Origin of the sequence: Bacillus sp. ISL-55 (assembly GCF_018613155.1) — a bacterium.
GTDB lineage: Bacteria > Bacillota > Bacilli > Bacillales > Cytobacillaceae > Mesobacillus.
On the sequence record NZ_JAGGQU010000023.1, the window covers coordinates 80,402 to 104,671 of the forward strand.

24 protein-coding genes and 1 pseudogene are annotated in these 24,270 nt (G+C 44.6%); 14 read left to right on the forward strand and 11 right to left on the reverse strand.

Annotation, left to right across the window (positions count from 1 at the left end):
• Nucleotides 1–386 precede the first annotated feature (386 nt).
• The 3 genes from J7E32_RS12875 to motA all read right to left on the reverse strand — a co-directional run bounded on the left by J7E32_RS12875 (nucleotide 387) and on the right by motA (nucleotide 3,278).
• Nucleotides 387–1,604, reverse strand: coding sequence for an MDR family MFS transporter (locus J7E32_RS12875; protein ID WP_214907882.1), 1,218 nt, complete (start codon nucleotides 1,602–1,604; stop codon nucleotides 387–389).
• A gap of 113 nt (nucleotides 1,605–1,717) precedes the next feature.
• Entirely contained in the window at nucleotides 1,718–2,491 is a 774-nt protein-coding gene (gene motB / locus J7E32_RS12880; RefSeq protein ID WP_214907883.1) for a flagellar motor protein MotB, read from the reverse strand.
• Complete coding sequence (motA, locus tag J7E32_RS12885) at nucleotides 2,484–3,278, reverse strand: flagellar motor stator protein MotA (RefSeq protein ID WP_214907884.1); 795 nt, start codon at nucleotides 3,276–3,278, stop codon at nucleotides 2,484–2,486. The genes motB and motA overlap by 8 nt, the downstream gene beginning before the upstream one ends.
• Nucleotides 3,279–4,253: 975 nt before the next feature.
• Between motA and J7E32_RS23330 the strand changes: the two genes are divergently transcribed.
• Nucleotides 4,254–4,958: a methyl-accepting chemotaxis protein gene (locus tag J7E32_RS23330; RefSeq protein ID WP_286183185.1), complete on the forward strand. Its 705-nt coding sequence runs from the start codon at nucleotides 4,254–4,256 to the stop codon at nucleotides 4,956–4,958.
• Nucleotides 4,959–5,067: 109 nt separating this feature from the next.
• On the opposite strand, the gene J7E32_RS12895 is transcribed toward J7E32_RS23330, so the two are convergent.
• Nucleotides 5,068–5,442 (reverse strand): DnaJ family domain-containing protein, encoded by a 375-nt coding sequence (locus J7E32_RS12895; RefSeq protein ID WP_214907886.1) that lies wholly within the window; start codon nucleotides 5,440–5,442, stop codon nucleotides 5,068–5,070.
• A 172-nt stretch (nucleotides 5,443–5,614) separates the two neighbouring features.
• Between J7E32_RS12895 and J7E32_RS12900 the strand changes: the two genes are divergently transcribed.
• Both J7E32_RS12900 and J7E32_RS12905 read left to right on the forward strand, forming a co-directional pair.
• Entirely contained in the window at nucleotides 5,615–7,426 is a 1,812-nt protein-coding gene (locus J7E32_RS12900; protein ID WP_214907888.1) for a solute:sodium symporter family transporter, read from the forward strand.
• A 589-nt stretch (nucleotides 7,427–8,015) separates the two neighbouring features.
• Nucleotides 8,016–8,288: a hypothetical protein gene (locus J7E32_RS12905; RefSeq protein ID WP_214907890.1), complete on the forward strand. Its 273-nt coding sequence runs from the start codon at nucleotides 8,016–8,018 to the stop codon at nucleotides 8,286–8,288.
• Nucleotides 8,289–8,318: 30 nt separating this feature from the next.
• Here J7E32_RS12905 and cydB read toward each other — a convergent pair whose 3' ends face one another.
• The 3 genes from cydB to J7E32_RS12920 form a co-directional block, all read right to left on the reverse strand.
• A complete protein-coding gene (gene cydB / locus J7E32_RS12910) occupies nucleotides 8,319–9,347 on the reverse strand; it encodes a cytochrome d ubiquinol oxidase subunit II (RefSeq protein WP_214907892.1) in 1,029 nt (342 codons plus the stop codon).
• Nucleotides 9,337–10,689 (reverse strand): cytochrome ubiquinol oxidase subunit I, encoded by a 1,353-nt coding sequence (locus tag J7E32_RS12915; protein ID WP_214907894.1) that lies wholly within the window; start codon nucleotides 10,687–10,689, stop codon nucleotides 9,337–9,339. Before J7E32_RS12915 ends, cydB begins: the two co-directional genes overlap by 11 nt.
• Nucleotides 10,690–10,920: 231 nt before the next feature.
• A complete protein-coding gene (locus tag J7E32_RS12920) occupies nucleotides 10,921–11,532 on the reverse strand; it encodes a peroxiredoxin (RefSeq protein WP_286183169.1) in 612 nt (203 codons plus the stop codon).
• Nucleotides 11,533–11,646: 114 nt separating this feature from the next.
• Between J7E32_RS12920 and J7E32_RS12930 the strand changes: the two genes are divergently transcribed.
• Nucleotides 11,647–11,811, forward strand: a complete 165-nt coding sequence (locus J7E32_RS12930; RefSeq protein ID WP_023625746.1) for a hypothetical protein — start codon at nucleotides 11,647–11,649, stop codon at nucleotides 11,809–11,811.
• A gap of 129 nt (nucleotides 11,812–11,940) precedes the next feature.
• Complete coding sequence (locus J7E32_RS12935; protein WP_214907901.1) at nucleotides 11,941–12,258, forward strand: YbjQ family protein; 318 nt, start codon at nucleotides 11,941–11,943, stop codon at nucleotides 12,256–12,258.
• Between the two features lie 92 nt (nucleotides 12,259–12,350).
• Here the strand turns inward: J7E32_RS12935 and J7E32_RS22920 are convergent, their stop codons facing one another.
• Both J7E32_RS22920 and J7E32_RS22925 read right to left on the reverse strand, forming a co-directional pair.
• Entirely contained in the window at nucleotides 12,351–12,770 is a 420-nt protein-coding gene (locus tag J7E32_RS22920; RefSeq protein ID WP_286183187.1) for a GNAT family N-acetyltransferase, read from the reverse strand.
• A 54-nt stretch (nucleotides 12,771–12,824) separates the two neighbouring features.
• Nucleotides 12,825–13,256, reverse strand: a pseudogene (locus J7E32_RS22925) (NUDIX hydrolase); the annotation flags it as partial.
• Between the two features lie 85 nt (nucleotides 13,257–13,341).
• On the opposite strand from J7E32_RS22925, the gene J7E32_RS12945 reads away from it, so the two are divergent.
• Together J7E32_RS12945 and J7E32_RS12950 are read left to right on the forward strand one after the other, a co-directional pair.
• A complete protein-coding gene (locus tag J7E32_RS12945) occupies nucleotides 13,342–15,438 on the forward strand; it encodes a DNA topoisomerase III (protein WP_214907906.1) in 2,097 nt (698 codons plus the stop codon).
• Nucleotides 15,439–15,570: 132 nt separating this feature from the next.
• Complete coding sequence (locus J7E32_RS12950; RefSeq protein WP_214907908.1) at nucleotides 15,571–16,839, forward strand: MDR family MFS transporter; 1,269 nt, start codon at nucleotides 15,571–15,573, stop codon at nucleotides 16,837–16,839.
• A gap of 196 nt (nucleotides 16,840–17,035) precedes the next feature.
• Here the strand turns inward: J7E32_RS12950 and J7E32_RS12955 are convergent, their stop codons facing one another.
• A complete protein-coding gene (locus J7E32_RS12955; RefSeq protein WP_214907911.1) occupies nucleotides 17,036–17,431 on the reverse strand; it encodes a hypothetical protein in 396 nt (131 codons plus the stop codon).
• Nucleotides 17,432–17,630: 199 nt separating this feature from the next.
• Here J7E32_RS12955 and J7E32_RS12960 point away from each other — a divergent pair, with 199 nt between their 5' ends.
• From J7E32_RS12960 to J7E32_RS12980, 5 genes are all read left to right on the forward strand, one after another.
• On the forward strand, nucleotides 17,631–18,863 hold the full coding sequence (locus tag J7E32_RS12960) for an aminopeptidase (protein WP_214907913.1): 1,233 nt from the start codon (nucleotides 17,631–17,633) through the stop codon (nucleotides 18,861–18,863).
• Nucleotides 18,864–19,537: 674 nt separating this feature from the next.
• On the forward strand, nucleotides 19,538–19,810 hold the full coding sequence (locus J7E32_RS12965; RefSeq protein ID WP_041964456.1) for an acylphosphatase: 273 nt from the start codon (nucleotides 19,538–19,540) through the stop codon (nucleotides 19,808–19,810).
• Nucleotides 19,811–19,947: 137 nt separating this feature from the next.
• A complete protein-coding gene (mscL, locus tag J7E32_RS12970; RefSeq protein WP_214907914.1) occupies nucleotides 19,948–20,316 on the forward strand; it encodes a large-conductance mechanosensitive channel protein MscL in 369 nt (122 codons plus the stop codon).
• A gap of 79 nt (nucleotides 20,317–20,395) precedes the next feature.
• Nucleotides 20,396–21,031: a Bax inhibitor-1/YccA family protein gene (locus J7E32_RS12975; protein ID WP_214907917.1), complete on the forward strand. Its 636-nt coding sequence runs from the start codon at nucleotides 20,396–20,398 to the stop codon at nucleotides 21,029–21,031.
• 707 nt (nucleotides 21,032–21,738) lie between these two features.
• Complete coding sequence (locus J7E32_RS12980; RefSeq protein ID WP_214907919.1) at nucleotides 21,739–22,071, forward strand: DUF3243 domain-containing protein; 333 nt, start codon at nucleotides 21,739–21,741, stop codon at nucleotides 22,069–22,071.
• A gap of 55 nt (nucleotides 22,072–22,126) precedes the next feature.
• On the opposite strand, the gene J7E32_RS12985 is transcribed toward J7E32_RS12980, so the two are convergent.
• A complete protein-coding gene (locus tag J7E32_RS12985) occupies nucleotides 22,127–23,062 on the reverse strand; it encodes a magnesium transporter CorA family protein (protein ID WP_286183189.1) in 936 nt (311 codons plus the stop codon).
• Nucleotides 23,063–23,247: 185 nt separating this feature from the next.
• On the opposite strand from J7E32_RS12985, the gene J7E32_RS12990 reads away from it, so the two are divergent.
• Entirely contained in the window at nucleotides 23,248–23,511 is a 264-nt protein-coding gene (locus J7E32_RS12990; protein WP_214907923.1) for a hypothetical protein, read from the forward strand.
• 90 nt (nucleotides 23,512–23,601) lie between these two features.
• Nucleotides 23,602–24,261, forward strand: coding sequence for a TrkA C-terminal domain-containing protein (locus J7E32_RS12995; protein WP_214907925.1), 660 nt, complete (start codon nucleotides 23,602–23,604; stop codon nucleotides 24,259–24,261).
• Nucleotides 24,262–24,270: the final 9 nt, after the last annotated feature.

Sequence of the window (24,270 nt, forward strand, 5' to 3'; positions counted from 1 at the left end):
TTGTTGGGAATCGTTGAAGTTAATGAAGAGATTTATAGTGAAAATAGGGGCAAACCAGTTGAATCTGTGAAGTTTTCAGAATAATCTAAAGTAAATGTGTCTATTTTGTGACAAATACAATATAATATTAATAATATGTAAACCTTACTAAGGGTTAAGGGAGGACTTGGACATGACATTTGTTCATATTTTAAACTTCTCCATTCCGATTGCCATGATGCTTGTAATCGGCTTTGCTGTCGATAAAATGTGCCAGCCAGATACAACAGAGCAGGAAGCCGAGTAAACATTGCCGGTTTCCTTTTTATTTTTCGCGAATGCCAATCTGCTATGCGGCCTTACATACACAAAAAGAGCAAGATTCCCCCTGGAATCTTGCTCTTTTATTAGCTTTTTACCACTGTGGGCGATGTTTTTATAAATATCTTGTTCCCCTGAATGAAAAAGATGATACTTCCGAGCACCACCAAGGCAATGAACGAGAACAAAACGGTTCCTCCTGCTTCACTCAATAAATAACCTCCTGCAATCGGACCGAGAAAATGGCCAATTCTCCGGAACTGCGCGGCTCCGAAATAGGTACCCCGCAGTTCATCCGTTGCGAGCTGATCGACGAGATAACTGCTTGAGGGAAAGATCAGGATTTCGCCTATTGTGATGAAAACAATGGCCAGTATGCCCGTATACCATCCTGTCACAAACCCGAATGTCAGCATGCCCACTGACAGGAAGACTGCGCCTGCCATCATCACCTGCATCGTCTTGAACCTTTCTGCAATGTGGCTGATCGGCATCTGCAGCAGAACCACCATCACTGCATTAATAGAGAGCATCACTGAATAGACGAATACACCGTTCGCAATTGTTGATTCCAGATACTGCGGGACATTCGATTCCATCTGGGAATAACCAAAGTTAATGATGATTGTTCCTAAAATCAAATACCTTAACGCCTTATCCTTGCCAATGATCTTCAAGGAGCTGGCAATTGTTACTTTAGAGGCATTTTCGCTCGCTGGATTCCCCAAATTGTATTTTTTCATCATCAGTGCCAGAATCAGTACGTAAATGAAATACATGATTCCTGTTACCATGAAAGCTGATTTCGCTGAAACCACTGCAAGATAGGCACCGAGCAGCGGACCGACCGACGCTCCGATATTGATTGCCGTGTACCTTAGAGAGAATGCTCTCATCCGCTTGCTCTTTTCCGTCAGATCAGCAATGAGTGCCTGGCCAGTCGGTTCGAAAAATGACCCGCTCAAGCCATTTAACGCATTTAGTACAATGAACCATCCTGGAGTTTCCGCGATCATAAAACCGAAATAGACGAGCGACATCGAAAACAATGAACCAATCATAACCGGTTTGCGGCCGAACCTATCAGATAAATGGCCGCCCAGGAAGCCGCCAATGACTCCCGATAATGGACTGATTCCAATTGTAATACCGATAAGTACAGGGTGTAAATCAAGATTCCTAGAAAGATAGATAGCCAGGAATGGCAGCGTTGCGAACGCTGAACCCCTTGCGAGAACTGTTCCGCTCAGCAGTACCCATACAATCGGATGGAATTGTCGGTAATAGTTTTTAAGTTTATTCATTTCTTTCTACCTCGTAATTTGGATTCCTAAATCATAGCAAATATCCAAAATTATGAAAATACCCTTAATAAAATAAAAACCGCCGCCATATAACTTGGCAGCGGTTCTTCGTTTTATTGTCCAGGATTATTGCTTGTCCGGGGAAGGATTAAAATCTCTACGCGACGGTTCCTTGCTTTGCCTTCGGCGGTATCGTTCGTAGCCACTGGCTGGAATTCACCAAAGCCCTTGGCGCTGAACCAGCGCGGGTCAAGCTGTTCATTTTTTAAAATAATTTTCATGAATTCGACAGCACGCATTACGCTGAGTTCCCAGTTCGATTCATATCTCGCGGTCCTGATTGGTACATTATCCGTGTGACCGCTGATAATGATATTCCGCGGCGGCTCCATGACCAGCAAGTCCGCAATCTCATTGGCGATATTCACATCGGTTGAGCGCACCTCCGCCCTGCCTGATTCAAACAGGACATTGTCACGAATCGTCAGCAGCAGACCCTCATCCGTCAGCTTTGTCTCCAGTTTATCTGTCAGCTTTTTTTCTTCTATATAAGAATTGACCTTCTGCTGAATGGCCAAAAGCTCCATTTGATCCTTGGCAACATCGGTCTTCTCCTCGTCATTCTTTTCGACATCTTCCTTGCGTTCATCCGGTGATTCCATCTGTCCTTCGGGCATCGGGCTCTGGAACTCGAACACCCCTGTCCCTCCGGCAAATACATCATTGAATGCCTTTGAGAGCTGCTGGAATTTGACGGCATCAACGGAACTCATCGCAAATAGAACGATGAATAGTGCAAGCAGGAGTGTAAGAAGATCCGCATACGGTATCAGCCAGGACTCATCCATATGCTCTTCGTGATGCTTTTTCTTCCTTTTCCTACTCATCCTTCGCCACGCTGCTTTCCTCAAGGATCAATTTCCTTTCGCCTGCAGGCAAATAGGAAGCAAGTTTCTGTTCAATCACTCTTGGTGCTTCCCCTTCAAGGATTGAGAGGATTCCTTCTATCATCATGTATTTTACTTGTGCTTCTTGCTTTGATTTCCTCTTCAATTTATTGGCGAATGGATGCCATAAAACATAACCAGTGAAAATCCCCAACAATGTCGCAACGAATGCCGCACTGATTGCTTTACCTAACTCGTCGGTATTGTCCATATGACTTAGCGCCGCAATCAAACCAACTACCGCTCCAAGAACCCCTAGTGTCGGAGCATAAGTGCCAGCCTGGGTAAAAATGGCCGCTCCGGAAAGATGGCGTTCTTCCATTGCTTCAACTTCTTCTGTTAAAACGTCCCTGATGTAGTCTGCACTCTGGCCATCCACGGCAAGCGATAAACCATTCTTTAAAAATTCATCATCGATTTCACTTGTCTTCGCTTCAAGTGCAAGCAAACCTTCTTTGCGGGCTAGCTGGGCCCATTCAGAAAATAAACGGATCAATGAAGGTAAGTCGGCACTTTCCTGTTCCTTGAATAAAATCTTGAAAAGCTTCGGCACTTTCTTCAGTTCTTTTGCAGGAAAGGCAATTGTTACCGCTGCAACAGTACCCACGATTATGATTAAGATCGCTGCTGGATTGGCAAGGGCGGTCACACTTACGCCTTTGAACACCATCCCGACTCCTACCGCAATGATCGCTAATATGACACCAATGATCGACGACTTATCCATGTACGACTCCCCTGTCTGCTTTACTTCTATTTGTGTCTCTAGATTTTAACTGTCATAATATCTCTTTTTATTTCGACATATTTTAAAAAATCTTAAGTGATGGCGACTAAAAATAATTTTTCGCAAACAATAAAGATTCAGTTTTTTTATGCCGATATAATAAATGTGAATACAAAGAACGTCTAAGGAGGCTTTTACGTGGAGGCTATTCAAAATCTCCGCAGGCAGGATACGAAAAAGAAAAACATCTTGATGCTCAGCACTTATTCGGTATCCTTGATTGCGACAGCTGCATATACTCTCATCGAAAAAGAACCAATGATTAAAACCCTGGTTTATGTAAGTGAATTATCATTTTTTGCACTGTTTTTCCTGATCTTCCAGCTTTGGCTTAAGAAGGAGTCATTGTTCCCTTATGCCGCTTTTGCTGCGATCTTCATCCATCACTTCTTTTATATCGGAATGTTCGGAGGCAATGGGGCATTTTTGCTCGTCCTTCTGTTCCTGGCGGTCTTTTCAGCCATTCATTTTGATATAAAAATCTTCGTTACCGGATTCAGCCTTGGCCTTGTTGCAGTTGTCATGAATACCATGCTGGCGACAGAAAACCAGGATTTTTTAAGCAGCACGTTCACAGCGATTTTACTTTGCTATATCTTGATTGGCGTCGTTCTGTTCGTCTTAATCCGTTTGAACAAGGCTGCCTTTAAATCGCTGGAGACATTCCTTGCTGATTCTGAAAACGAAAAGGTCCGCAAAGAGCAGCACAGCGCTTTGCTTCATGGTGAACTCCTTGTCGTAACGGAGAGTCTGAGCAAAATCAACGAGCAAATTCAGACACACCTTACTTCTCAGACAGAAATGAAAATCGCCGTTAATGAAATTTCTGCCGGCAGCCAGGTACAGACGGAACAAATCAATCAAATCTCGGAGAATGCAGAACTGACGAAGCAAAGAATGGATGAAATGTCGGATATGTCCGTACTGCTCTCTGACAATACTTTGCAGGCTGCAAAAGCATCCGAAAGCGGATCTGTAAAAATCAACGAGCTTCAGGGCGACATGAAAGAGCTTGCTTCTTCGATCTCCGAACTGAGCCAGACATTCTCCATGCTCACGAAGAAAATCGAGGAGACGAACGGCTTTATTGTCAACATCCGCAACATTACTGAGCAAACGAATCTGCTTGCCCTCAATGCCTCGATTGAAGCCGCGCGCGCCGGAGAGGCTGGCAAAGGGTTCTCAGTCGTTGCCAACGAAATCCGCAAGCTGGCGGAAATGACAAAAGAAACTGCAATCCAGATTACCGAAAACCTTACTGCTGTAAACGAAACAAACTCTTCGGCTCTGGAAAAAATGAACGACAGCAGCGAAAAGCTTACAGAAAGCCGATCCGCAGTCGAAGAAGTTTCCGGTTTCTTCGCAGAAGTCAGCGGTACACTTCGTGAGCTGACTAACCAATTTGGCCAATTTGAATTAACTGTCAGTGATGTCAAGAACCAGACAGGCGATGTCGAAGCATCAACACGTGAGTTAGCTGCCATCATCGAGCAGGCAACCGCAGGCCTGGAGGAAATGAATGCAACGATTGAAACCTTGAACGACGATAACGAGACAATCGCGGCATACGTAAGCCAAACAGCAGCTGCAGCAGAAAAAATCAAAACTCTCGGAGCGTAATAAGAAAAGTGCAAGCGCCGACAAGCGCTGGTGCTGGACAATTCGAAGAACTTTATACTTCCATAATAACCGAAGGGCCAGGCTGGATGTCTCCGCCTGGCCCTTTACTTTATAATAGCTTCTTTTCAATTTTCCGTTCGTAATTTTTAAACAGGGAGGAATTTGTTTTAGCTCCCCGGCTCGACATGATTTTATTGTACCGAAGAAGCTTCTGGCTTAGCTCCTGGTTAAGCCTGTTCTTTTCATCTGGATTTTCACAGTTGCGGATCAGGTCTTCGATAGACATCACTTCCTGCCTTAGCCGCTGTTCTTCCGGAGAGAAACCGGCATTTTTCAGCATCTTGTAGGCCATCCTCAGTTCCTCTGGCACGGCCGACATATCTTCCAGGTTTAACGGTTTCCCGTAACCAGGCAAATTTTCAAACTCTCCGTCCTTGTAAGCTCGCTTGATCCGATCCTCCGACACCACCATTGAAAAATCCATCTGAACCACTCCAGTCCATTAATTTCAATATATCTACTATTAGTATATTACATAGACCCAATATTTTCTAATTTTAATATATGGCAAACATTTTATCACACTAAAGGTTTAAAGAGTTGGCAAGCAGGCTATTTAGTATGTAAAACAATTTCACAACAAGGGGTGTCAACGAATGATTATTGGGGGTATTGGATTCACTCTGATTTCAGCCGCTTTTTTCATGGGCCTGGTCGCCTGGTATTCTTATAGGAAGACGAAAGGCGAAGTCAGTGATTCTGCAGGCTACTTTCTAGCAGGTCGGGGCCTGACGGGCACTTTTATCGCCGGTTCCCTCCTGCTCACGAACCTTTCTGCTGAACAGCTGGTCGGCCTGAATGGACAGGCTTACAGAACCAATCTATCCAACATGGCATGGGAGGTAACCGCCGCTTTCGCGATTATTATTATGGCCACCTACCTGCTTCCGAAATATCTAGGCGGGAACTTTACCACGCTACCTGAGTTTTTAAGCAAGCGATTTGATGAAGGTGTCAGACAATATACCGTCCTGCTATTCATGTTGGGATACATACTCGTTACCGCACCATCAATGTTGTATTCAGGTGCCCTTGCTGTATTGCAGCTTTTCAACGTTCCTGAGCTGTTCGGGATTTCCTATGAAGCTTCCGTCTGGATCGTCATTTGGATCATCGGTATCATAGGTGCGATTTACGCCATTTTCGGCGGCCTTAAAGCAGTTGCAATTTCTGATACTTTGAATGGAGTCGGCTTGATCATCATCGGATTGCTCGTACCGATCCTTGGCTTGATTGCTCTCGGCGACGGCAACATCGGGGATGGTATGAAGCAAATCGCCACAACCAATACTGAGAAAATGAATTCAATCGGAACAGAGAAAGATTCTGTACCATTTGGAACGATATTCACTGGAATGATTTTCGCTAATCTCTTCTACTGGGCATCTAACCAGTATGTTATCCAGCGAACCCTTGGAGCAAAAAGTCTTGCCGAGGGACAGAAAGGCGTACTGATCTCTGGTTTTTACAAGCTGCTTGTGCCGCTGACGATGATGATTCCGGGTGTCATTGCCTTTCATATGTACGGAGATGGCTTGAAGTCCGTCGATCTCGCCTACCCTGCATTGATATCTGATGTATTGCCGAACTGGATGTCCGGTTTCTTCCTGGCCGTCCTGCTAGGTGCCGTCTTAAGTTCATTCAATTCATTATTGAACAGCGCTGCGACGATGTTCGCGCTCGACATATATAAAGCACGCTTCAACCATGATGCAGATGACCGAAAATTAATTTCCGTCAGCAAAATCGCTGGTACACTTCTTGCGATCGTCTCATTGTGTATTGCACCACTATTAATGAACGCACCCGAAGGATTATGGGATTTAATCAGAAGATTCACAGGCTTCTTCAACATCCCAATTATTGTAATTCTGCTGGTAGGGATTTTCACGAAACGAGTCCCGTCGCTTGCGGCAAAAGTCGTGATCATCTTCCATGTCATCACCTATTATATGCTCGTTTGGGGTACACAGCATCTGTTCGATTTTGTTGTCCCGATCCATTTCATCCACATTTACGCAATCCTGTTCGTGGTTGAAGTCGCCATTATGATCGCAATCGGATTCTGGAAGCCGAGATTGACACCATATACCTTCCGCTCACAAGCAGCAGTCGACATGGTGCCATGGAAGTACACATTGCCAGTATCTGTCGTCCTGCTAGCGCTCGTTGCCATCCTTTATGTTGTATTCTCCCCAATCGGGTTGGCATACGCCGGCGGTTATGTATCTCCGGCATTTTGGCCAGTAACTCTGGGAATACTCGCAGTTACAATCGCATTATCATTTGCAGCGGTTATAAAATGGAACAAAACCTATGCCCGGTATCTAAAGAGTGAGAATAGCGTAACTAGGATAAAATCAGGTTCTACTGCAGAGTTGCAGCCTACACTGAGCGATTATCAATAATCGACTTTACGGAACAAAGCCCTATTAGAGTTCTAATCATCTAATAGGGCTTTTTATTTCACTCTTTTAACTGGTAAGGAACTCTTATTAGACATTTCACTTCTGCTCTTCGCTTGAAATGTACACTAAACCTCTTTTATTAGACATTTCGCTTCTGCTCTTCGCTTGAAATGTCTATTAAAACTCTTTTATTAGACATTTCGCTCCCGCTCTTTGCTTGAAATGTCTATTAAAACTCTTTTTTTAGACATTTTGCTCTTGCTCTTCGCTTGAAATGTCCATTAAACCTCTTTTATTAGACATTTCGCTCCTGCTCTTCGCCTGAAATGTCCATTAAACCTCTTTTATTAGACACTTCGCTCTTGCTATTCTCTTGAAATGTCTATTAAACCTCTTTTATTAGACATTTCGCTCCCGCTCTTCGCTTGAAATGTCCATTAAACCTCTTTTATTAGCGACCCAACTCTTTGCTTGAAACAGCTATTAGAGCTAACTTTTGTCCATCGTAAAATGAATTACACGCTTTAAAGGTTTTTCCTTTTTTTTAACGAAGATATATTAAGTAACTATATTAGAAAGGGATTCTTCAATGTCATTTATTTTATGTGGGATATTAACTGTTATAGGCTTCGGTACTTACCTTGAGGGCAAAGATGCAGCACGAAGAGGTTTGAAGCTAATCCTGAGCCTGCTTCTTGCGGTTATGATTGCCGTGGTCATGGACAGCAGTGTTTCGACCTTAGTTGAGCAGGAGAGAATTCAAGGGAAGCCATTATTTATCGCTTTCCATACTATTATCCCTGCTGCAGTGTTTTTCATCTTCCAGCTATTGCTTTATAACATTAAGATGTACGGTAAATAAGGCGTCTGGTTAACCAGACGCCTTTCATTATTATTGATATCCTTTTGCGCTTTCCTTTAATATTTTATCCTTGAAAAGCGTGTAGCTCCAGGACTGGTAGGCTATGATGATTGGCACGAAGATGACCGCAACGACGAACATGATGGTCAGATTCAGCTTACTACCGGCTGCATCGAAAAGGGTGATGCTATAGGCAGTGTCGATTCTGGATGGCAGCATGTTCGGAAACATCCCGACGAAACCGAAAGCCATTTTTGTAAAAATCGTCACGCAAACAGCCGTAAAGGCATAACCGATTTTCTTTTTAAAAATAAAGTAGGCCGCAGCGAGCATAGCTGTCAGTGCGAGAATCGGCACAATCCACAGGGCTGGGTGCTCTGAGTAGTTGTCGAGCAATCGTGTCCTGTTCACAGTTGCCAGAAAAAACAGTGACAAAACGGCTGCAGTGACTCCAGCTAAAATCCTTGAAAATCTGTATGCTCTCACCGCCGTTTGCCCTGCTGTCTTTAGCTGAATCCAAAGAGATCCTGACAGAAGGAACAATGAAATAAACAACAATCCTCCCAGAATTCCGTAGCCGTTCAACAAGCTGAACAAATTGCCTTCATAGCCATTGGCGCCGATCAACAATCCCTGATACAGATTGGCGAAGGTCACCCCGAATAAGAAGGCGATCAAGAAGCTGCCGGTGAAAAAGCCCCATTTGCACGCGGCCTGCCAAATTGGGTTGTCATCCTTATGCATGAATTCAAGTCCTATAGCCCGGATGAACAAGGCGATGAGTACCAGGAATAAAGGCGTGTACAAAAAGCTGAACATATCGGCATAGACAGCTGAAAAAGCCGCGAATGTCGCTCCCCCAGCCGTAATCAGCCATACCTCATTCCCGCCCCAGAATGGTCCAACTGCCTCCTGGAGCTGGTTGCGCTCCTGCCGGTTTTTCGCAATGAACGGAAACAGCATACCGGTCCCAAGAGTGTAACCATCGAGGATAAAATAAACCGTCCAAATCAATCCCCACAAACCGAACCAAATGATTGCAAGTGTATCATGAGACATGCTTCACGCCTCCTTCAAGGCCATATTTAACCTCTGATTCAGGACCTTTTTTCGCATATTTGATGATCAAGTAAACATCTGCTATCAGAAGAACCGTATAGAAAATGACGAGAGCCGCCAAAGAGAATACCACTTGTGACACCGCGATTGGAGAGACACCCTCCGATGTTTTCATCAATCCGTACACAACCCACGGCTGCCTACCTGCTTCGGCTACCATCCAGCCGGCATTGATTGCCAGGTACGGAAGCAGTACAGAATACAGGACCAGCTTCAAGTACCGAGGTGAGTTTTCGAGTTTATTTTTCCGGTAAAGGTACAAGCCGTACCAGGAGACCATCAGGAAAAAGACTCCGAGAGCGACCATGACCCTGAACGCGTAAAAGACCAGTTCCACGTTCGGGCGTTCATCCTTGGGAATGTCTTTCAGACCAGTGACTTCCCCATCAAAGGAGTTTGTATAGAAGAAACTGCCCAGTTTCGGTATGCTGATGGCCTCAAAAGCATTGCGCTCGTTTTCCTGGTCGGGAATCTGGATCAGGTGGAACGGCATGTCCTTTTGTGTTTCCCAGACCGCCTCCATCGCTGCACCTTTTGCCGGCTGCATTTTAGCTGCGAACACACCGGACTGGTGGCCGATGAATGGCGTCAAAGTTGCCGAAAACAGCGCCATTGCGAGACCATACTTAAATGACTTTTTATAAAATGCTGTTTCATTTTTCCTAAGCAGATGATAAGCACTGATTGCCATCATGAAGAATGCCCCGACAATATAGGCACTCACAACTGTATGTACGAACATATACCAGGCATACGGATTGGTGACAAGCTCTGAAAAGCTCTCCAGCTCGACACGTCCATTATTCAGGACATAACCGACTGGATTTTGCATAAAGCCATTCGCGGTGATAATCCAGAGCGCCGAAATATTCGTGCCGAGGGCCACCATCCAAATCGAAATCGCCCGCAGCTTTGGTGAAAACTTATCTTTACCGAACAACCAGATGCCCATAAAGGTCGATTCTAGGAAAAAAGCGACCAGTGCTTCTATCGCAAGCGGCGATCCGAAAATATCTCCCATATACTTTGAGTACTCAGACCAGTTCGTGCCAAATTGAAATTCCATCGTAATGCCGGTAATCACACCAAGCACAAAGTTGATGGCGAACAGTTTTCCCCAATAATCCGCCATCCTTTTATACGTCTGGTCCAGGGTGCGCGCATACTTTGTCTCCATGATGGCGACGAGAATGACTAAACCAATCGTTAATGGAACAAATAAAAAGTGATAAAACACTGTTACAGCAAACTGAATCCGACTTAATAACAGGACCTCTTCCATCTTCGGTTCCTCCTAATTTTGAGTTTGTGAATTTTTTAACATAATCATGATTCTATTTTAAAAAAACTTTGTGAGTGATATCGCAGATTTTTGTAGAGAATTTGTGACAATTTTATCCTTTGAGTGTGATGCAGGTCACAGACAAACAAAAACAGTGTCAGCGCCTTGATCAGCCCCGACAAGCGCTGCAGCTGGACAAAAAAAAGGCCCTGTTTAACAGGACCTGAACAATCAAATATTCCCGATATTTGAAGGATCTGTACTGACTCCTTGCTGGCCGGGCACCCAGTTAGCCGGCACTCCTTTTCCTGTTTGCTTGGCATACTCGAAAGCCTGGAGGATTCTTACGTGCTCAGGAAGGTTGCGGCCGACATTGCCGGGATAGGTTAGCTTTGCCTTGATAATGCCCTCTGGATCAATGAAAACCGATGTCCTGAAGGAAGCTCCAGTTGTTTCATCAAGAACACGGTAAGCCCGGCTGATCACCTGTGTCCTGTCGCTTACCATTGGATACGTAACATTCTTCAAAGATGGAGAGGTCTCCTTAAAAACCTTATGAGAATATACGCTGTCTGTGCTGATTGCCAGCAATTCAGCACCCAGTGCCTTTATATAAGGGTAAACAGCGGCGACCGCCGCCAATTCTGTCGGTCAGACAAAAGTAAAATCGCTTGGGTAGAAAAATAAAATGACCCACTTTCCCCGATAATCCTCGAGGTTAATCTTCTTTATGTCCCCATTAATCAACGCATCTGCTGTAAAAAGCGGAGCCTGGTCATCACGGGTCGCGCAAAAAACAGTCGGGCACTCAACCAAATCTTGAGCGTACAATTTATCGTCCATTTCAGCATCCCTTTCATTCGTAAAATTTCTTCTCTACAATCATATGCAAGTGATTTTTTATATTTCAGGTTCCATCTGGAAAAACTACAACGGACAAGAAAGGAGGGTTCATGAATGAGCAGAGGCAAAGAGTTCAACCACAAGAAAAAAGGCCATCCTGGCGACCTGCCTTCAGGTGCACTGAAAGCAAAGAGGCCTGAGACCGAAGCACAGGAAGATGAGGAATTCCTCGTCGTCCAGGAAGCGTTCAAAAATCGCGTAGAGGAAGACGAAGTGTAAAATATTGCAGGACCTGGCGCATAATCGCCGGGTTCTTTTTTTGATTGAAACTTTTTCCTAAGGGAATCGTATATGTAGTTATTCACAGCTTTTTAAACAGCCGGATATAAAATTTGAGGAGGAATCCATATGATCGTAACTACAACTTCGACTTTGCAGGGAAAGGAAGTTGAGAAATATCTTGGAATAGTCTCCGGGGAAGCCATTATGGGTGCCAATGTGGTGCGCGACTTTCTTGCAAGTGTTACTGATGTAATCGGAGGCAGGAGTTCGGCATACGAAAACAAGCTGGCAGAAGGCCGGGAAATCGCGATTCGTGAAATGGAAGACAAGGCTCGCAAAATGGGCGCTAATGCCGTAATCGGTGTCGACCTTGATTTTGAAACATTAAGGGAAGGCATGATGATGTGTATCGCCACGGGCACAGCGGTTTATGTAAAAGAATAATGCAGGAAGGTCCTGGCTCAACGCCAGGACCTTTTTTCATGCTATAGCTGAATAGACATCGTTTTTTCGAACCCGCAATTCTTAATACAACTTTAAACCTGTTGCTTTTTAAAGTTGGCAAGCACAAGTCCGTTCCCTACTACGGAGTCTTCCTGCCGTTCGAAGCCGAGTTTTCCATAAAGCTTTACAGCCGGAGTGTTCGCTGCTCCGGTTGAGACAATCATTTCAGAGTGTTCAATCTGTTCTAATTGAGTAATCAGCTTTCGAGCAATTCCTCTGCGGAAAAAGTCTGGATGAACCATCACACGATAGATATCGATTACTTCCCCTTCTTTTTTAAAAGAGACCGCCCCAGCGAGCCTCCCTTCTATAAAACAACCAATAAAGGTTTCGCCGCAATCCTGAAGCTGCTCGAATGTTTCTTTTAAAGGCGGGATTTCATCTGTGCCAATCAGACATGCTTCGATTTTATAAGAACTTCTCTGCAGGTCCAGCACCTCAGCACATTCCATGTTAATTTCGAAATTAATTTCCCGGATTTCAGGGAGAAATCCGCTGTCTTTTAGCTTGTTTATGATCAGCTCTTGCCTTTCTGTTAACGAAGGCAGATTATTTAATGGGAAAAAGCGCAGCTCCTTGCTCTCCCCATCATTCATCTTCAGCTTCCCTTCCCAATCCTCGCAGGCATACAAAGCGATCGCGTTATAAATCTCATCGCCATTTGGGTATTTAAAATAGTACTCTTCACCGGCAACCACTTCTATAAATTTCAACCTTTTTAAATTAAGTCCTGTTTCCTCAAACAATTCCCTGCGAGCTGTATCCTCAAAGCTTTCGCCAGGTTCCATCGCCCCTCCGGGAATTCCCCACCTGCCAGTATCAGTCCTTAGCTGCAGCAGAACTTCATACTCCCTATTAAAAACAAGCACAGCAGAGCCCACCAGAATGAATGGCCTGCTGCCGATAAGTGCGCGGATTTCTTTAATATAGTCGCTCATGTGCTCCCCCATTACAAAAAATCTCTTATTTCCTTTATACTAAGTAAAGCATACGTAAAATTGTTGTGTTTTGAAAGGAGCAATCATGAAATCATTAGTACTTGCAGAAAAACCAAGGGTTGCCCGTGAGCTTGCGCGTGTACTTGGCTGCAATAAAACTCATAAAAGCTATTTTGAAGGTAATCAATATATCGTCACTTGGGCGCTCGGCCACTTGATTGAATTGAAGATGCCCGAGAATTATGACCCAAAATACAAGGTATGGAAGCTTGAAGAACTGCCGATCATCCCGGATAAAATGGGTCTGAAGGTCATCAAGCAGACGAGCCATCAGTTCAAGGCAATCGAGCATCTGGCTGAACGCAAGGATGTCGGCGAATTCATCATCGCAACTGATGCCGGGCGTGAGGGCGAGCTTGTTGCCAGATGGATTCTCCAACGCATCAACTGGAAAAAACCAATCAAGCGACTGTGGATTTCCTCGCAGACGGACCGCGCCATCAAGGATGGGTTTAAAAACCTTAAACCTGGCAAGCAGTTTGAAGACCTGTACGAGTCCGCTGTCTGCCGTGCCGAGGCTGACTGGCTGATCGGCTTGAATGTTTCGAGAGCTTTGACAACGAAATTCAAAGACCCATTATCTGCAGGCCGTGTCCAGACACCAACACTCGCGATGGTTCTGGAACGCGAGGACGAAATCAACAAGTTCGTGCCGAAGGAGTACTGGACCATCCAGGCGAAGGTCGGCTCGTTGAATGCAGAATGGGAGCATAAAGGCGAAAAACGGATTTTTTCACAGGAAAAAGCAGAGCAAATCCAAAAGAAGCTTTCAAATAAGAAAGCTTCTTTGAAATCGCTGGACCGCAAACAGAAATCGGAGCCGCAGCCGATGCCCTATGACCTGACAGAACTTCAGCGAGATGCCAATAAGCGTTTTGGCTTTTCAGCAAAGAAAACATCCAATGTGCTGCAGGGTTTGTATGAACAGCATAAACTTGTCACCTATCCAAGGACTGACTCACGCTATCTGACGACCGATATGGAAGCGACCATGGCAGACCGCCTTAATGGAATCATGTCCGGCTACCGTGATGAAGCAAAGCCTGCGCTTGCGCTAAAAGGAAAGGTCCAGGCCCGCCGGGTATTCAATAATGAGAAAGTCACCGACCACCATGCAATCATCCCGACAGAGGAGCGGCTTCACCTCGCCGATTTGTCACCGGATGAACGGAAGCTGTACGATTTGATCGTCCGCCGGTTCCTGGCTTTATTTTACCCGGCCTATCAGTATGAAGTGGTTCATGCTAACTTCGATGTCGAAGGAGAATCACTGTCAGCTCGGGAAACGAATATTCTTGAGCTCGGTTTTAAAAAGGTTCTCGGAAAAGACGATGATGAGGCCGGCACACAATCTTTGGGCCACCTTGAAAAAGGCAAGAGCTACTCTGTGGGCCAGGTTAATATGAATAAAAAAATGACAGAACCCCCGCTTCGTTTGTCTGAGTCTGACATCCTTGCAAAAATGGAGAAGTTCGGTCTCGGCACCCCGGCAACGCGGGCGGAGATCATTGAGCGGATCATTTCTTCAGAGGTCGTGGAAAGGCAGAACGGCCGCCTGTACCCGACCAAAAAAGGCAAGCAGCTCATCGACCTGGTCAACGATGAACTGACTTCCCCTGAACTGACAGCGAAATGGGAAAAGGAACTGGAAGAAATCGCCCGCGGCATAGGCGATCCGAAAGCTTTCAAGAAACGGATCCGTGAACAGACGGCCCGCCTTGTATCCGAAATCAAGACGAGCGATAAAACCTACCGTGCCCATAACCTGACAGGTTCAAAATGCCCTGAATGCGGCGAGTTCATGAAGGAACGCAAAACAAAGGACGGACGCATCCTCGTCTGCTCCAGTCCTGAGTGCAGCTTCCGCAAGCATAAGGATCCAAAGCTTTCACAAAGACGCTGCCCTCAGTGCCACAAACGGATGGAAATCCATAACGGCAAAGCGGGCGCATACTTCCAATGCCGACGCTGCAATGTCGTGGAGAAGGCCGAGGATAAAAAGAAAAAAGGCGTATCCAAACGTGAGGAGCGCAAGTTGAAGGAAAAATACTCACCATCCCAGGAAAACTTCGGCACCAGTCTCGGAGACTTGCTGAAAGCTGCGATGGAGGATAAGGATTAGGAATATGTTACTCATAAGCGGCCATTGTGCCGCTTTTTCATTTCTAGTTGGGAGATTCGCTTGTAAAAAATTCCTTTACAGTAGTATGATATTCGTTGGTTGTCATCAATTAGATATAAAAGGAGTAACATCATGAGGATTAGGGATTGGGATCGAAATTTAAAGATTCGCTTGTTTGGCGAAGCTTTAATGAATATAACATTTTGGATGTTTTTCCCGTTTTTGACGATATATTTTGCTGAAAGTTTCGGGAAGGGCAACGCGGGATTTCTGCTCGTCTTATCCCAGGTCTTTTCGGTATTCGCCAATTTGATGGGCGGATACACCGCCGACCGGTTCGGGCGCAAACGGATGATGGTGATCTCAGCTTTCGGCCAGGGAATTGCCTTCCTTGTTTTTGCCTACGCGGTTTCACCATGGTTCACCTCACCGATGCTCGGGTTCATCTGCTTTACACTCGTAGGGATGTTCGGCTCCATTTACTGGCCAGCCAGCCAGGCGATGGTCGCGGACGTGGTCCCGGAAAAAGACCGCAGCAGTGTATTCGCGATTTTTTATACACAGATCAATATCGCTGTTGTTGTCGGCCCGATTCTCGGTGCGATTTTTTATGTAAAATATCGATTTGAATTGATGATCGCAGTAGCGGTTATCTCCATCCTGCTTGCGCTTGTCCTTGCAAAATGGACGCGCGAGACGGTCCCTGCTTCTGCCAGGCAGGCACGTGCAGAGAATGGGAAATGGTATGATTTCCTTAAGGATCAAATTGCCGATTACAAGGTTATCGTCCAGGATAAAATTTTCCTCATGTTCATCATTGCAGGAATTTTAGCGGCGCAAACGTTTATGCAGCTTGATTTGCTATTCCCTGTTTACACAAAGGATGTGGTGCACAATCAAACGGTGCTCGAACTCGGCAGCAGGATATTCACCGTCAATGGCGAACAGGCTTTTGGCTTGATTCTATCTGAAAACGGCTTGCTGGTTGCCCTCTTTACTGTCGTTGTCACACGTTGGGTGACCCGCTTCCGTGAACGGAATGTGTTTGTATTGTCCTCGCTCATATATGCAATCGCAATTTTGATGTTCGGTGCGACAAATTGGATTTGGGGACTGATTGCAGCGATGGCTGTATTCACATTGGCCGAACTAATGACTGCTGGTTTACAGCAAACCTTCATTTCGAATCTGGCACCTGAGCAAATGCGCGGCCAGTATTTTGCGGCCGCTTCCTTGCGATATACGATTGGCAGGACAATCGCCCCGATCAGCATCCCGCTCACCGTCTGGATCGGATACGGCTGGACGTTCACCATCCTCAGCATTCTCGCCGTTTTAAGCGCGGTGCTGTTTGGGTTGATGTTCAGGATGTATGAGACTAGGAAGGCAGCGGGGGTTTAAGCAACGTAATGGAGTTGGCAGCTCGGATATAGATGGAAAAATTTGAAGTTGGTCGATATATCCAAGAATGTGGTCGATATATTTAAATTTCCGCCAATAAGTTAAAGAAGTTGCGCTAAAAGTCAAAAGTAGTCCATCTATTACCCTGTGCACAAAAAATCCATGCAGAACCTGATTCTGCATGGATTTTTTCCTGTTATTTTACCTTCGCATCGCTATACTTGAAGGTCATGAACACAAATAGCAGGAAGCTTAGCAGCAAAGTCGAACCGCCGACGATATAAAACACCATTGTGAAAGTTTCTGGCAGCGGGAATGGCTTCACGTTATAAAGCCACATGCCCAAGGTCAGGCCGAAGCTTCCAATGATTGCAGTCCATACATGGAATAATGCTAGTTTTGAAGATTTTGGCACCTCATATGAACGGTAATAGCTTGAGAATGCAAACAGACTCAGCCAGCCGACGACCAGGATATGCGCATGGACAGGACGAACTGCATAGTCACCGGCACCTGCCATATGCGAGCCCATGAACGCGCCAACGAAAGCGTAAATCGCGGAAAGACGCAACAAGACAACATCGAATTTCATAAAAAAAATCCCCCTATACCCCTTTAGTATACCGCTCTATTTTACCCTACGCTGCTATTAAGTTGCCAGTTTGATAGGCTAGCAATTTTAGACAGAAAGACAGCTTTCCCAATGTCTAGTTAAGTCGAATGTCTTAAGTTTCTTTTTTGCTATAAAATCGTTACAATATAAAAGAAGATTCAGAAAAGGGGCGAAATAAATGAGTGATTTCAAAACGAATTTAGAGAAATATGCTGACCTTGCTGTCAAGGTTGGCGTTAACATCCAGAAGGACCAGACGCTTGTCATCAATACAATGCTTGATTCCGCTGAGTTTGTCCGTGTGGTTGTGAAAAAGGCATACGAAGCCGGCGCTAAAAACGTCGTGGTGAACTGGAATGATGACACTGTTAACAGAACAAAATATGACCTTGCACCTGATGAGGCTTTTACCGAGTACCCTGAATGGCGTGCACGCGAGGTCGAGGCTCTGGCTGAAAACGGCGCGGCATTCATGTCAATCGTTTCATCAAGTCCTGACTTGTTGAAAGGCGTGAAGTCTGAGCGTATTGCAAACTTCCAGAAAGCTGCTGGAACGGCGCTTTCAAAATATCGTAAATACATACAATCTGATAAAGTCAGCTGGACAGTCATTGCCGTTCCTTCTGAAGGCTGGGCAAAAATGGTGTTCCCTGAAGATTCAGCTGAAACAGCTGTTCAGAAGCTTTGGGATGCGATTTTCAAGGCAGTCCGTGTGGATACGGAAGATCCGGTCGCAGCATGGAAAGATCATGACGCTTCCCTTCATGAAAAAGTCGATTACCTGAACAGCAAGCGATACAAAAAGCTTCACTATAAAGCACCTGGCACAGACCTGACTGTCGAGCTTCCTGAAAAGCACATCTGGGTTGGCGCTGGAAGCGTGAACGAGCAAGGTAACGAGTTCATGGCAAACATGCCGACTGAAGAAGTCTTCTCCGTACCGTTGAAAACTGGCGTGAACGGCTATGTATCAAGCACGAAACCGCTTAGCTACGGCGGAAACATCATCGACAACTTCAAGTTAACTTTTGAAAATGGTAAAATCATCGGCGTCGAAGCAGAAGAAGGCGAAGATATCCTCAAGCAGCTTGTTGCCACTGATGAAGGATCACATTATCTAGGTGAAGTTGCCCTTGTTCCATTCAACTCGCCAATTTCACAATCAAACGTGCTGTTCTTCAACACTTTGTTTGATGAAAACGCATCAAACCACTTCGCAATCGGCAGTGCATATGCATTCTGCGTAGAAGGCGGCAAGACAATGTCTTCAGAAGAATTGGCTGAAAACGGATTGAACGAAAGCATCACCCACGTCGACTTCATGATCGGTTCCGATAAAATGGACATCGACGGAATCACTGCAGACGGATCTGCTGAGCCAGTGTTCCGCAATGGAGACTGGGCGCTGTAAGATATATGGTCAAAAACAGCCGGACATTTTGTTCGGCTGTTTTTTTGCGGGGAGTATTTTTAGATTTCGGAGCTGCTTTGACAGCTTTTCTGCTATTCCCCTTCAATCTGTCCGAACTCGGCTCTACTTCAGACAGCTTTTGCTCTTTCACCCTCCAACCTGTCCGAACTTGGCGCTACTTCGGACAGCTTTTACTCTTTCATCCTCCAACCTGTCCGAACTCGGCTCTACTTCAGACAGCTTTTGCTCTTTCACCCTCCAACCTGTCCGAACTTGGCTCTACTTCGGACAACTTTTGCTCTTTCACCCTCCAACCTGTCCGAACTCGACTCTGCTTCAGACAGCTTTTGCTCTTTCACCCTCCAACCTGTCCGAACCTGCCTCTACTTCAGACAGCTTTTGCTCTTTCATCCTCCAACCTGTCCGAACCTGCCTCTACTTCGGACAGCTTTTGCTCTTTCATCACCAAACCTGTCAAAATCTCGAACTCCTTTTGACACCTTTATCCATAATCCTATCAAACCTGTCTGAATCACTTATTTAATATAGTTTTTACAAAACGTCCTTTTCCCTTATGCGCCTTAAATCCCTGTGCTATAATGAAGTTACCAAGAAATTATTACATAAAACATTAGATATATTGTTAACCTATTTGTTTATCTGGGGGCGACGTCTTGATCCAATTACAAATTATTGTGACTGGTGAGGTTCAGGGTGTGGGGTATCGGTATTATACTCAAATGAAGGCGATTCAGTTTGGGATTACAGGCTGGGTGAAGAACCTTCAAGAGGGCGGCGTTGAAATTCTAGCTTCAGGTTCCAGGGCTGACCTCGAAAAATTCACTGATGAGGTACGCAGGGGCAATCCTTTCTCCACTGTTGACCATATTGAAGTGAACGAAACAGAGAAGACCGAAACCTATAAGTCATTTGCAATAAAATATTAAACAGGCAGAGGAATCGTCCTCTGCCTTTGTTGTGTAAAAGCTTGGGCCAGCTCTCCCTAATGGGAGCAGGCCCTATTGCTTTTTGCCTCACAATCTCGCAGAATATAAGAGATATAAATTTTAGGGGGTACGATTGAATGTGGAATGAATTCAAGAAATTCGCCTTTAAAGGCAATGTGCTAGATCTCGCTGTCGGGGTCATCATCGGGGCTGCATTCGGAAAAATCGTTTCTTCGCTTGTCGATGATATCATCATGCCGATCATAGGGTTCGCTACATTGGGAGCTGATTTTTCAAAACTTACATACAACGGGATACAATACGGTGCATTCTTACAGTCTGTCATGGATTTTTTCCTTACGGCATTAGCTATATTTTTCTTCATTAGAATCATCAACCGCTATCGTAAAAAAGACGAAGCCAAACCAGCAGCGCCTAAACCTGATGCTAAAGAAGAACTATTAGTGGAAATTCGCGATCTTTTGAAGGAAAAAAAGCATATCTGAAATTTTTCGTTACTGAATGAAACCGGCGATACCTGTCACCCGTATATATAATCAAATAAACTTATGAGGTGACCTGTTAATGTACGCTTATTCAGATAACTCCATGATGCCATCGGTAATGAGAACCTTCGCTTTATCCCTGGCAATCGCCTTCATTGGCACAATGGCCGGAGTCTTCGTTCCGCCAGCTCTGTTCCTTCCGCTCGTCATCATTGAGATTGCGATGTTGATCGGGGTATTCTTTTTACGAAAAAAGAAAGCCATCTCTTATGCATTTCTTTATGCGTTTACGTTTATCTCGGGAATGACGATGTATCCAGTGATAGCCCATTACATCGCGGTGTCAGGAGCTAATGTTGTAATTAATGCGCTCGGGGCCACCACTGTTGTTTTCGCTGGTCTTGCCCTTTATGCGACAAAAACGAAGCGTGACCTGAGCTTCCTTGGCGGCATGCTGATGGCAGCCTTGCTGGCGCTGATTGCGGTAAGTATCTTTAACTGGATCTGGCCGCTCAGCTCGACGGGAATGATGGCTTATTCCTTTATTGGAATCCTCGTTTTCAGCGGGTATGTATTGTTTGATTTTAACAGGATGAAGCATTATGGCGTGAGTCCAGAAGAAGTGCCTTTGATGGCTCTGAACCTGTATCTGGATTTCATCAATCTTTTCCTGTATATTCTGCGGTTCTTTGGGATTCTATCGAGCAATGACTAATATTAATCTAAAGGCAGCCCTAAGCGGCTGCCTTTTTACTATTTTCCAATATTTAGATGAAATACCAACTTTTTATTTAGTTTATTAAGTTTTCAGTGATTTCACCCGGGTATATATATAGTGCAAGGCCAATACAAAAACTAGAAGGGACTGGTTAAGGTGCAAAACTTTACGGCGACTTCGGAATATGTCATTGGCTTAGCACACGGAGGAAGATTTGCGCTGCTGTCTCAAGGCACGCTGGTCTTAAATCGATGGACTTAATATCGATTGGCCACAATGCTTTTGAATAGCTAGAGCAGAGCACTCCTCTAAGTTCGTCCGCAGGATAGGAGCAAGGCCAATACTAGTAATGAAGGGGCTGGTTAAGTTGAAAGACTTTACGACAACTTCGGAATACGTCATTGGCTACGCAAGCGGAGGAAGATTCGCGCTGCTGTCTCAAGGCACGCTGGTCTTAAATCGATACATTTAATATCGATCTACCCCAGGAGCGCAATTTGAATAGTAACAGCTGAATACTCCTCCCATCGTCCGTATGTCGGACGCAAAAAAGGTGCAGGCCAAGCGGCCCGCACCTTTTTTGCGTCTACTATCTAACTTAGCAGGTTTTTACACAAAGAGTTCCTGTGAATGTGCTCCTCAAGGTTTACTAGTTTCCGGCATCAGGGTATTTAATAACTATCTTTCACAAGGAGGTTTTTTACATGGAAAAAGACCATATGATCCATAAAGATGGCGAAGTCGATACTAACAAGGTGGATGAAACACTTGATCGAATGGATACGCAGCAGGCGGATGAGATTCTTGGGGACTTTAATGAATTCAGGACTTATCTGAGCAAACGTGTTAAGCTTGGCAAAACAGCTGGACTTAATGAAGAGCAGCTTGCGAAAACGGCTGAAAAGGTAGCCGATTATCTTGCTGATAACGTAACACCGCGTAACAAAGAGGAGCAGCTGCTGCAGGAGCTTTGGAAGGTCGGCACAAAGGAAGAGCAGCATTCACTGGCACATATGCTTGTAAAATTGGCAGAATAGAAAAAAATCGCCCAACTTTGGGCGATTTTTTTTATGAGTAGAGCCAAGAAAAACTTTACCCAAAGAATTTGTTCTTCTTTTTCACCCTGAGGATATCTCCAATCCAGCCTTTTTTCTTCAAATAATAATATAAGCCTGCAGTGGTTGCAAATATCAAAGCACCTGCAAATACATATCCGAATTTCCATTCAAGCTCCGGCATGACTTTGAAGTTCATTCCCCACACCGCTCCCCATGCAGTTACCGGCGTAAACAAGATTGTCATGACCGTCAGGGTCTTAAAGATTTCATTTCCGCGATGGGTCGAGACGACTTCTTCCAATTTGATCATTGTATCGATTGCCTCCTGGTATTCTCTCAGTAGCATCCTGATCCGCTCTACACGGGTTTCAACGCGGTGGAATTCGGCCTGTTTCTGGACGCCTTTTCCATATGCCTCTTCTGCGATGAATTTAAGCTCGACAATCGGAACAACTAGATTTTTCCAGACGAGGAGTTCATGTCGGTTTTCATAAATTTTCTCAAGGAGTTCAAGGTTATTCTGTTCCTTCATTTCCCATAACAAATCATAAAGACGTTCTTCATAGGCATCAATCTTCAGTAGATAGCTTGATAGAATTTTACCCAAAAGGATAAAAAACCCTTCAACTGCATTTTCAGCCTGGTCCATCTGTTTGTGAACACCTGTTGCCCCGACATCCAGTATGGAAAAGTCAAAACCAACCGTTATTAAGAAGTCCCTACTGATATAAAAATGGAAGATGTTTTTCTCGCCTTTCTCCTCAATATCCTGTTGATAAATAAGTGAGCCCCAAATGTATTCCTCTCCTCTAGTCTCGGTATCCAGATCAAGGAGGTTGGCTTTTCGGTCTTTTATTTTTTCTAACCATTCTCCACAACTTGGTCCTTTTGAGATCAGCTCCTTTACCTTCTCACTATCATCTTGCCGGAAATCATACCATTTCCACCTTTTTTCATTAAATGTATGCATCAATGGTCTCAGACCCTTTCATATGTTGTTTTTCAACTATTACTCTTCCCTTTATCAGTCAGCTTGAAACGACTCGCACTAAATTGGCAGACCTTCCATTTTTAAAATGTTTCTTATTTTTATAGAGCGGGTAAATAGGAGTATAGACAAAAGCGATAGATTAATCATTTATAGGAGGGATTAATATGCAAGCAAAAGCAAAAAATGCAGTCATGATGGGTGTAGGAGCCGCAGCCTTATGGATGGCAATGAAACCGGAAAATAAAGCAAAACTAACCGAGATGGCAACACAGGTAAAAGAAAAAGTCATGCCAACGAAGACAAGTGTAGTTCCTGTGCAAAAAGCTGGAAACCCTGACCCGATGGACGTTGAAGATAACAAGATGGTCAGTGAAGGCGCAATGTACGGAGTGAACTATTACAACGAGAATCTGCAAGAACAACGATAAAATGTCCGGGGAATGACTTCCCCGGTCTATTTTTTGTTTAAATCACACCTCGACAATCAATACTAGATAGTGCGAGGGGGATGGAGGTCATTGGGTATTCTATTCATATTTATTTATCTATTCATTGTTTTTACCGTGATTGAGATTAATACGGCTATATTTGTTGCTACCGGGCTTGATCGTAAAATTGCCCGATTTCAGGTGATTTCCATGTTAACCGGGACCGGATTCACGACCGGTGAATCTGAATTGATCATTGATCATCCTGTAAGAAGAAAATTGGGGGCTTTCCTGATTTTATTCGGTGCCTTCTCCCTTGCAGTTATCATCTCTGCCATAAGCAATCTTCTAACCGACAGCTTTTATACAATGGAAATTGCCTATGTCGCTGGAGGCCTTTTAGCTTTGTTGGTTATTTTAAAGGCTCCCACAGTGCAAAGGATGATGAAAAAAAAGATGAAAAGCGAATTGAAAGAGAACTATGAGCTTGCTGATCTACCAATAAGTGATGTCCTTTTAATGGATGATGATGATGAGGTCCGTGAAATTGCAATAAAAGAAGATTCTCCTTTTGCCGGCAAGACATTTGAGGAGATAGTGGATGTCGAAGAAGATATTATGCTCTTATTTATCAAAAGAGGTGAAATAAACATTCGCAACAAAGCCTTCCATACAGAAATGGAGGCTGGTGATACGCTCATTTTATACGGAAATAACCCTTTGATTGATGAAAAATTCAAAAATGCCTAACCCGATGGT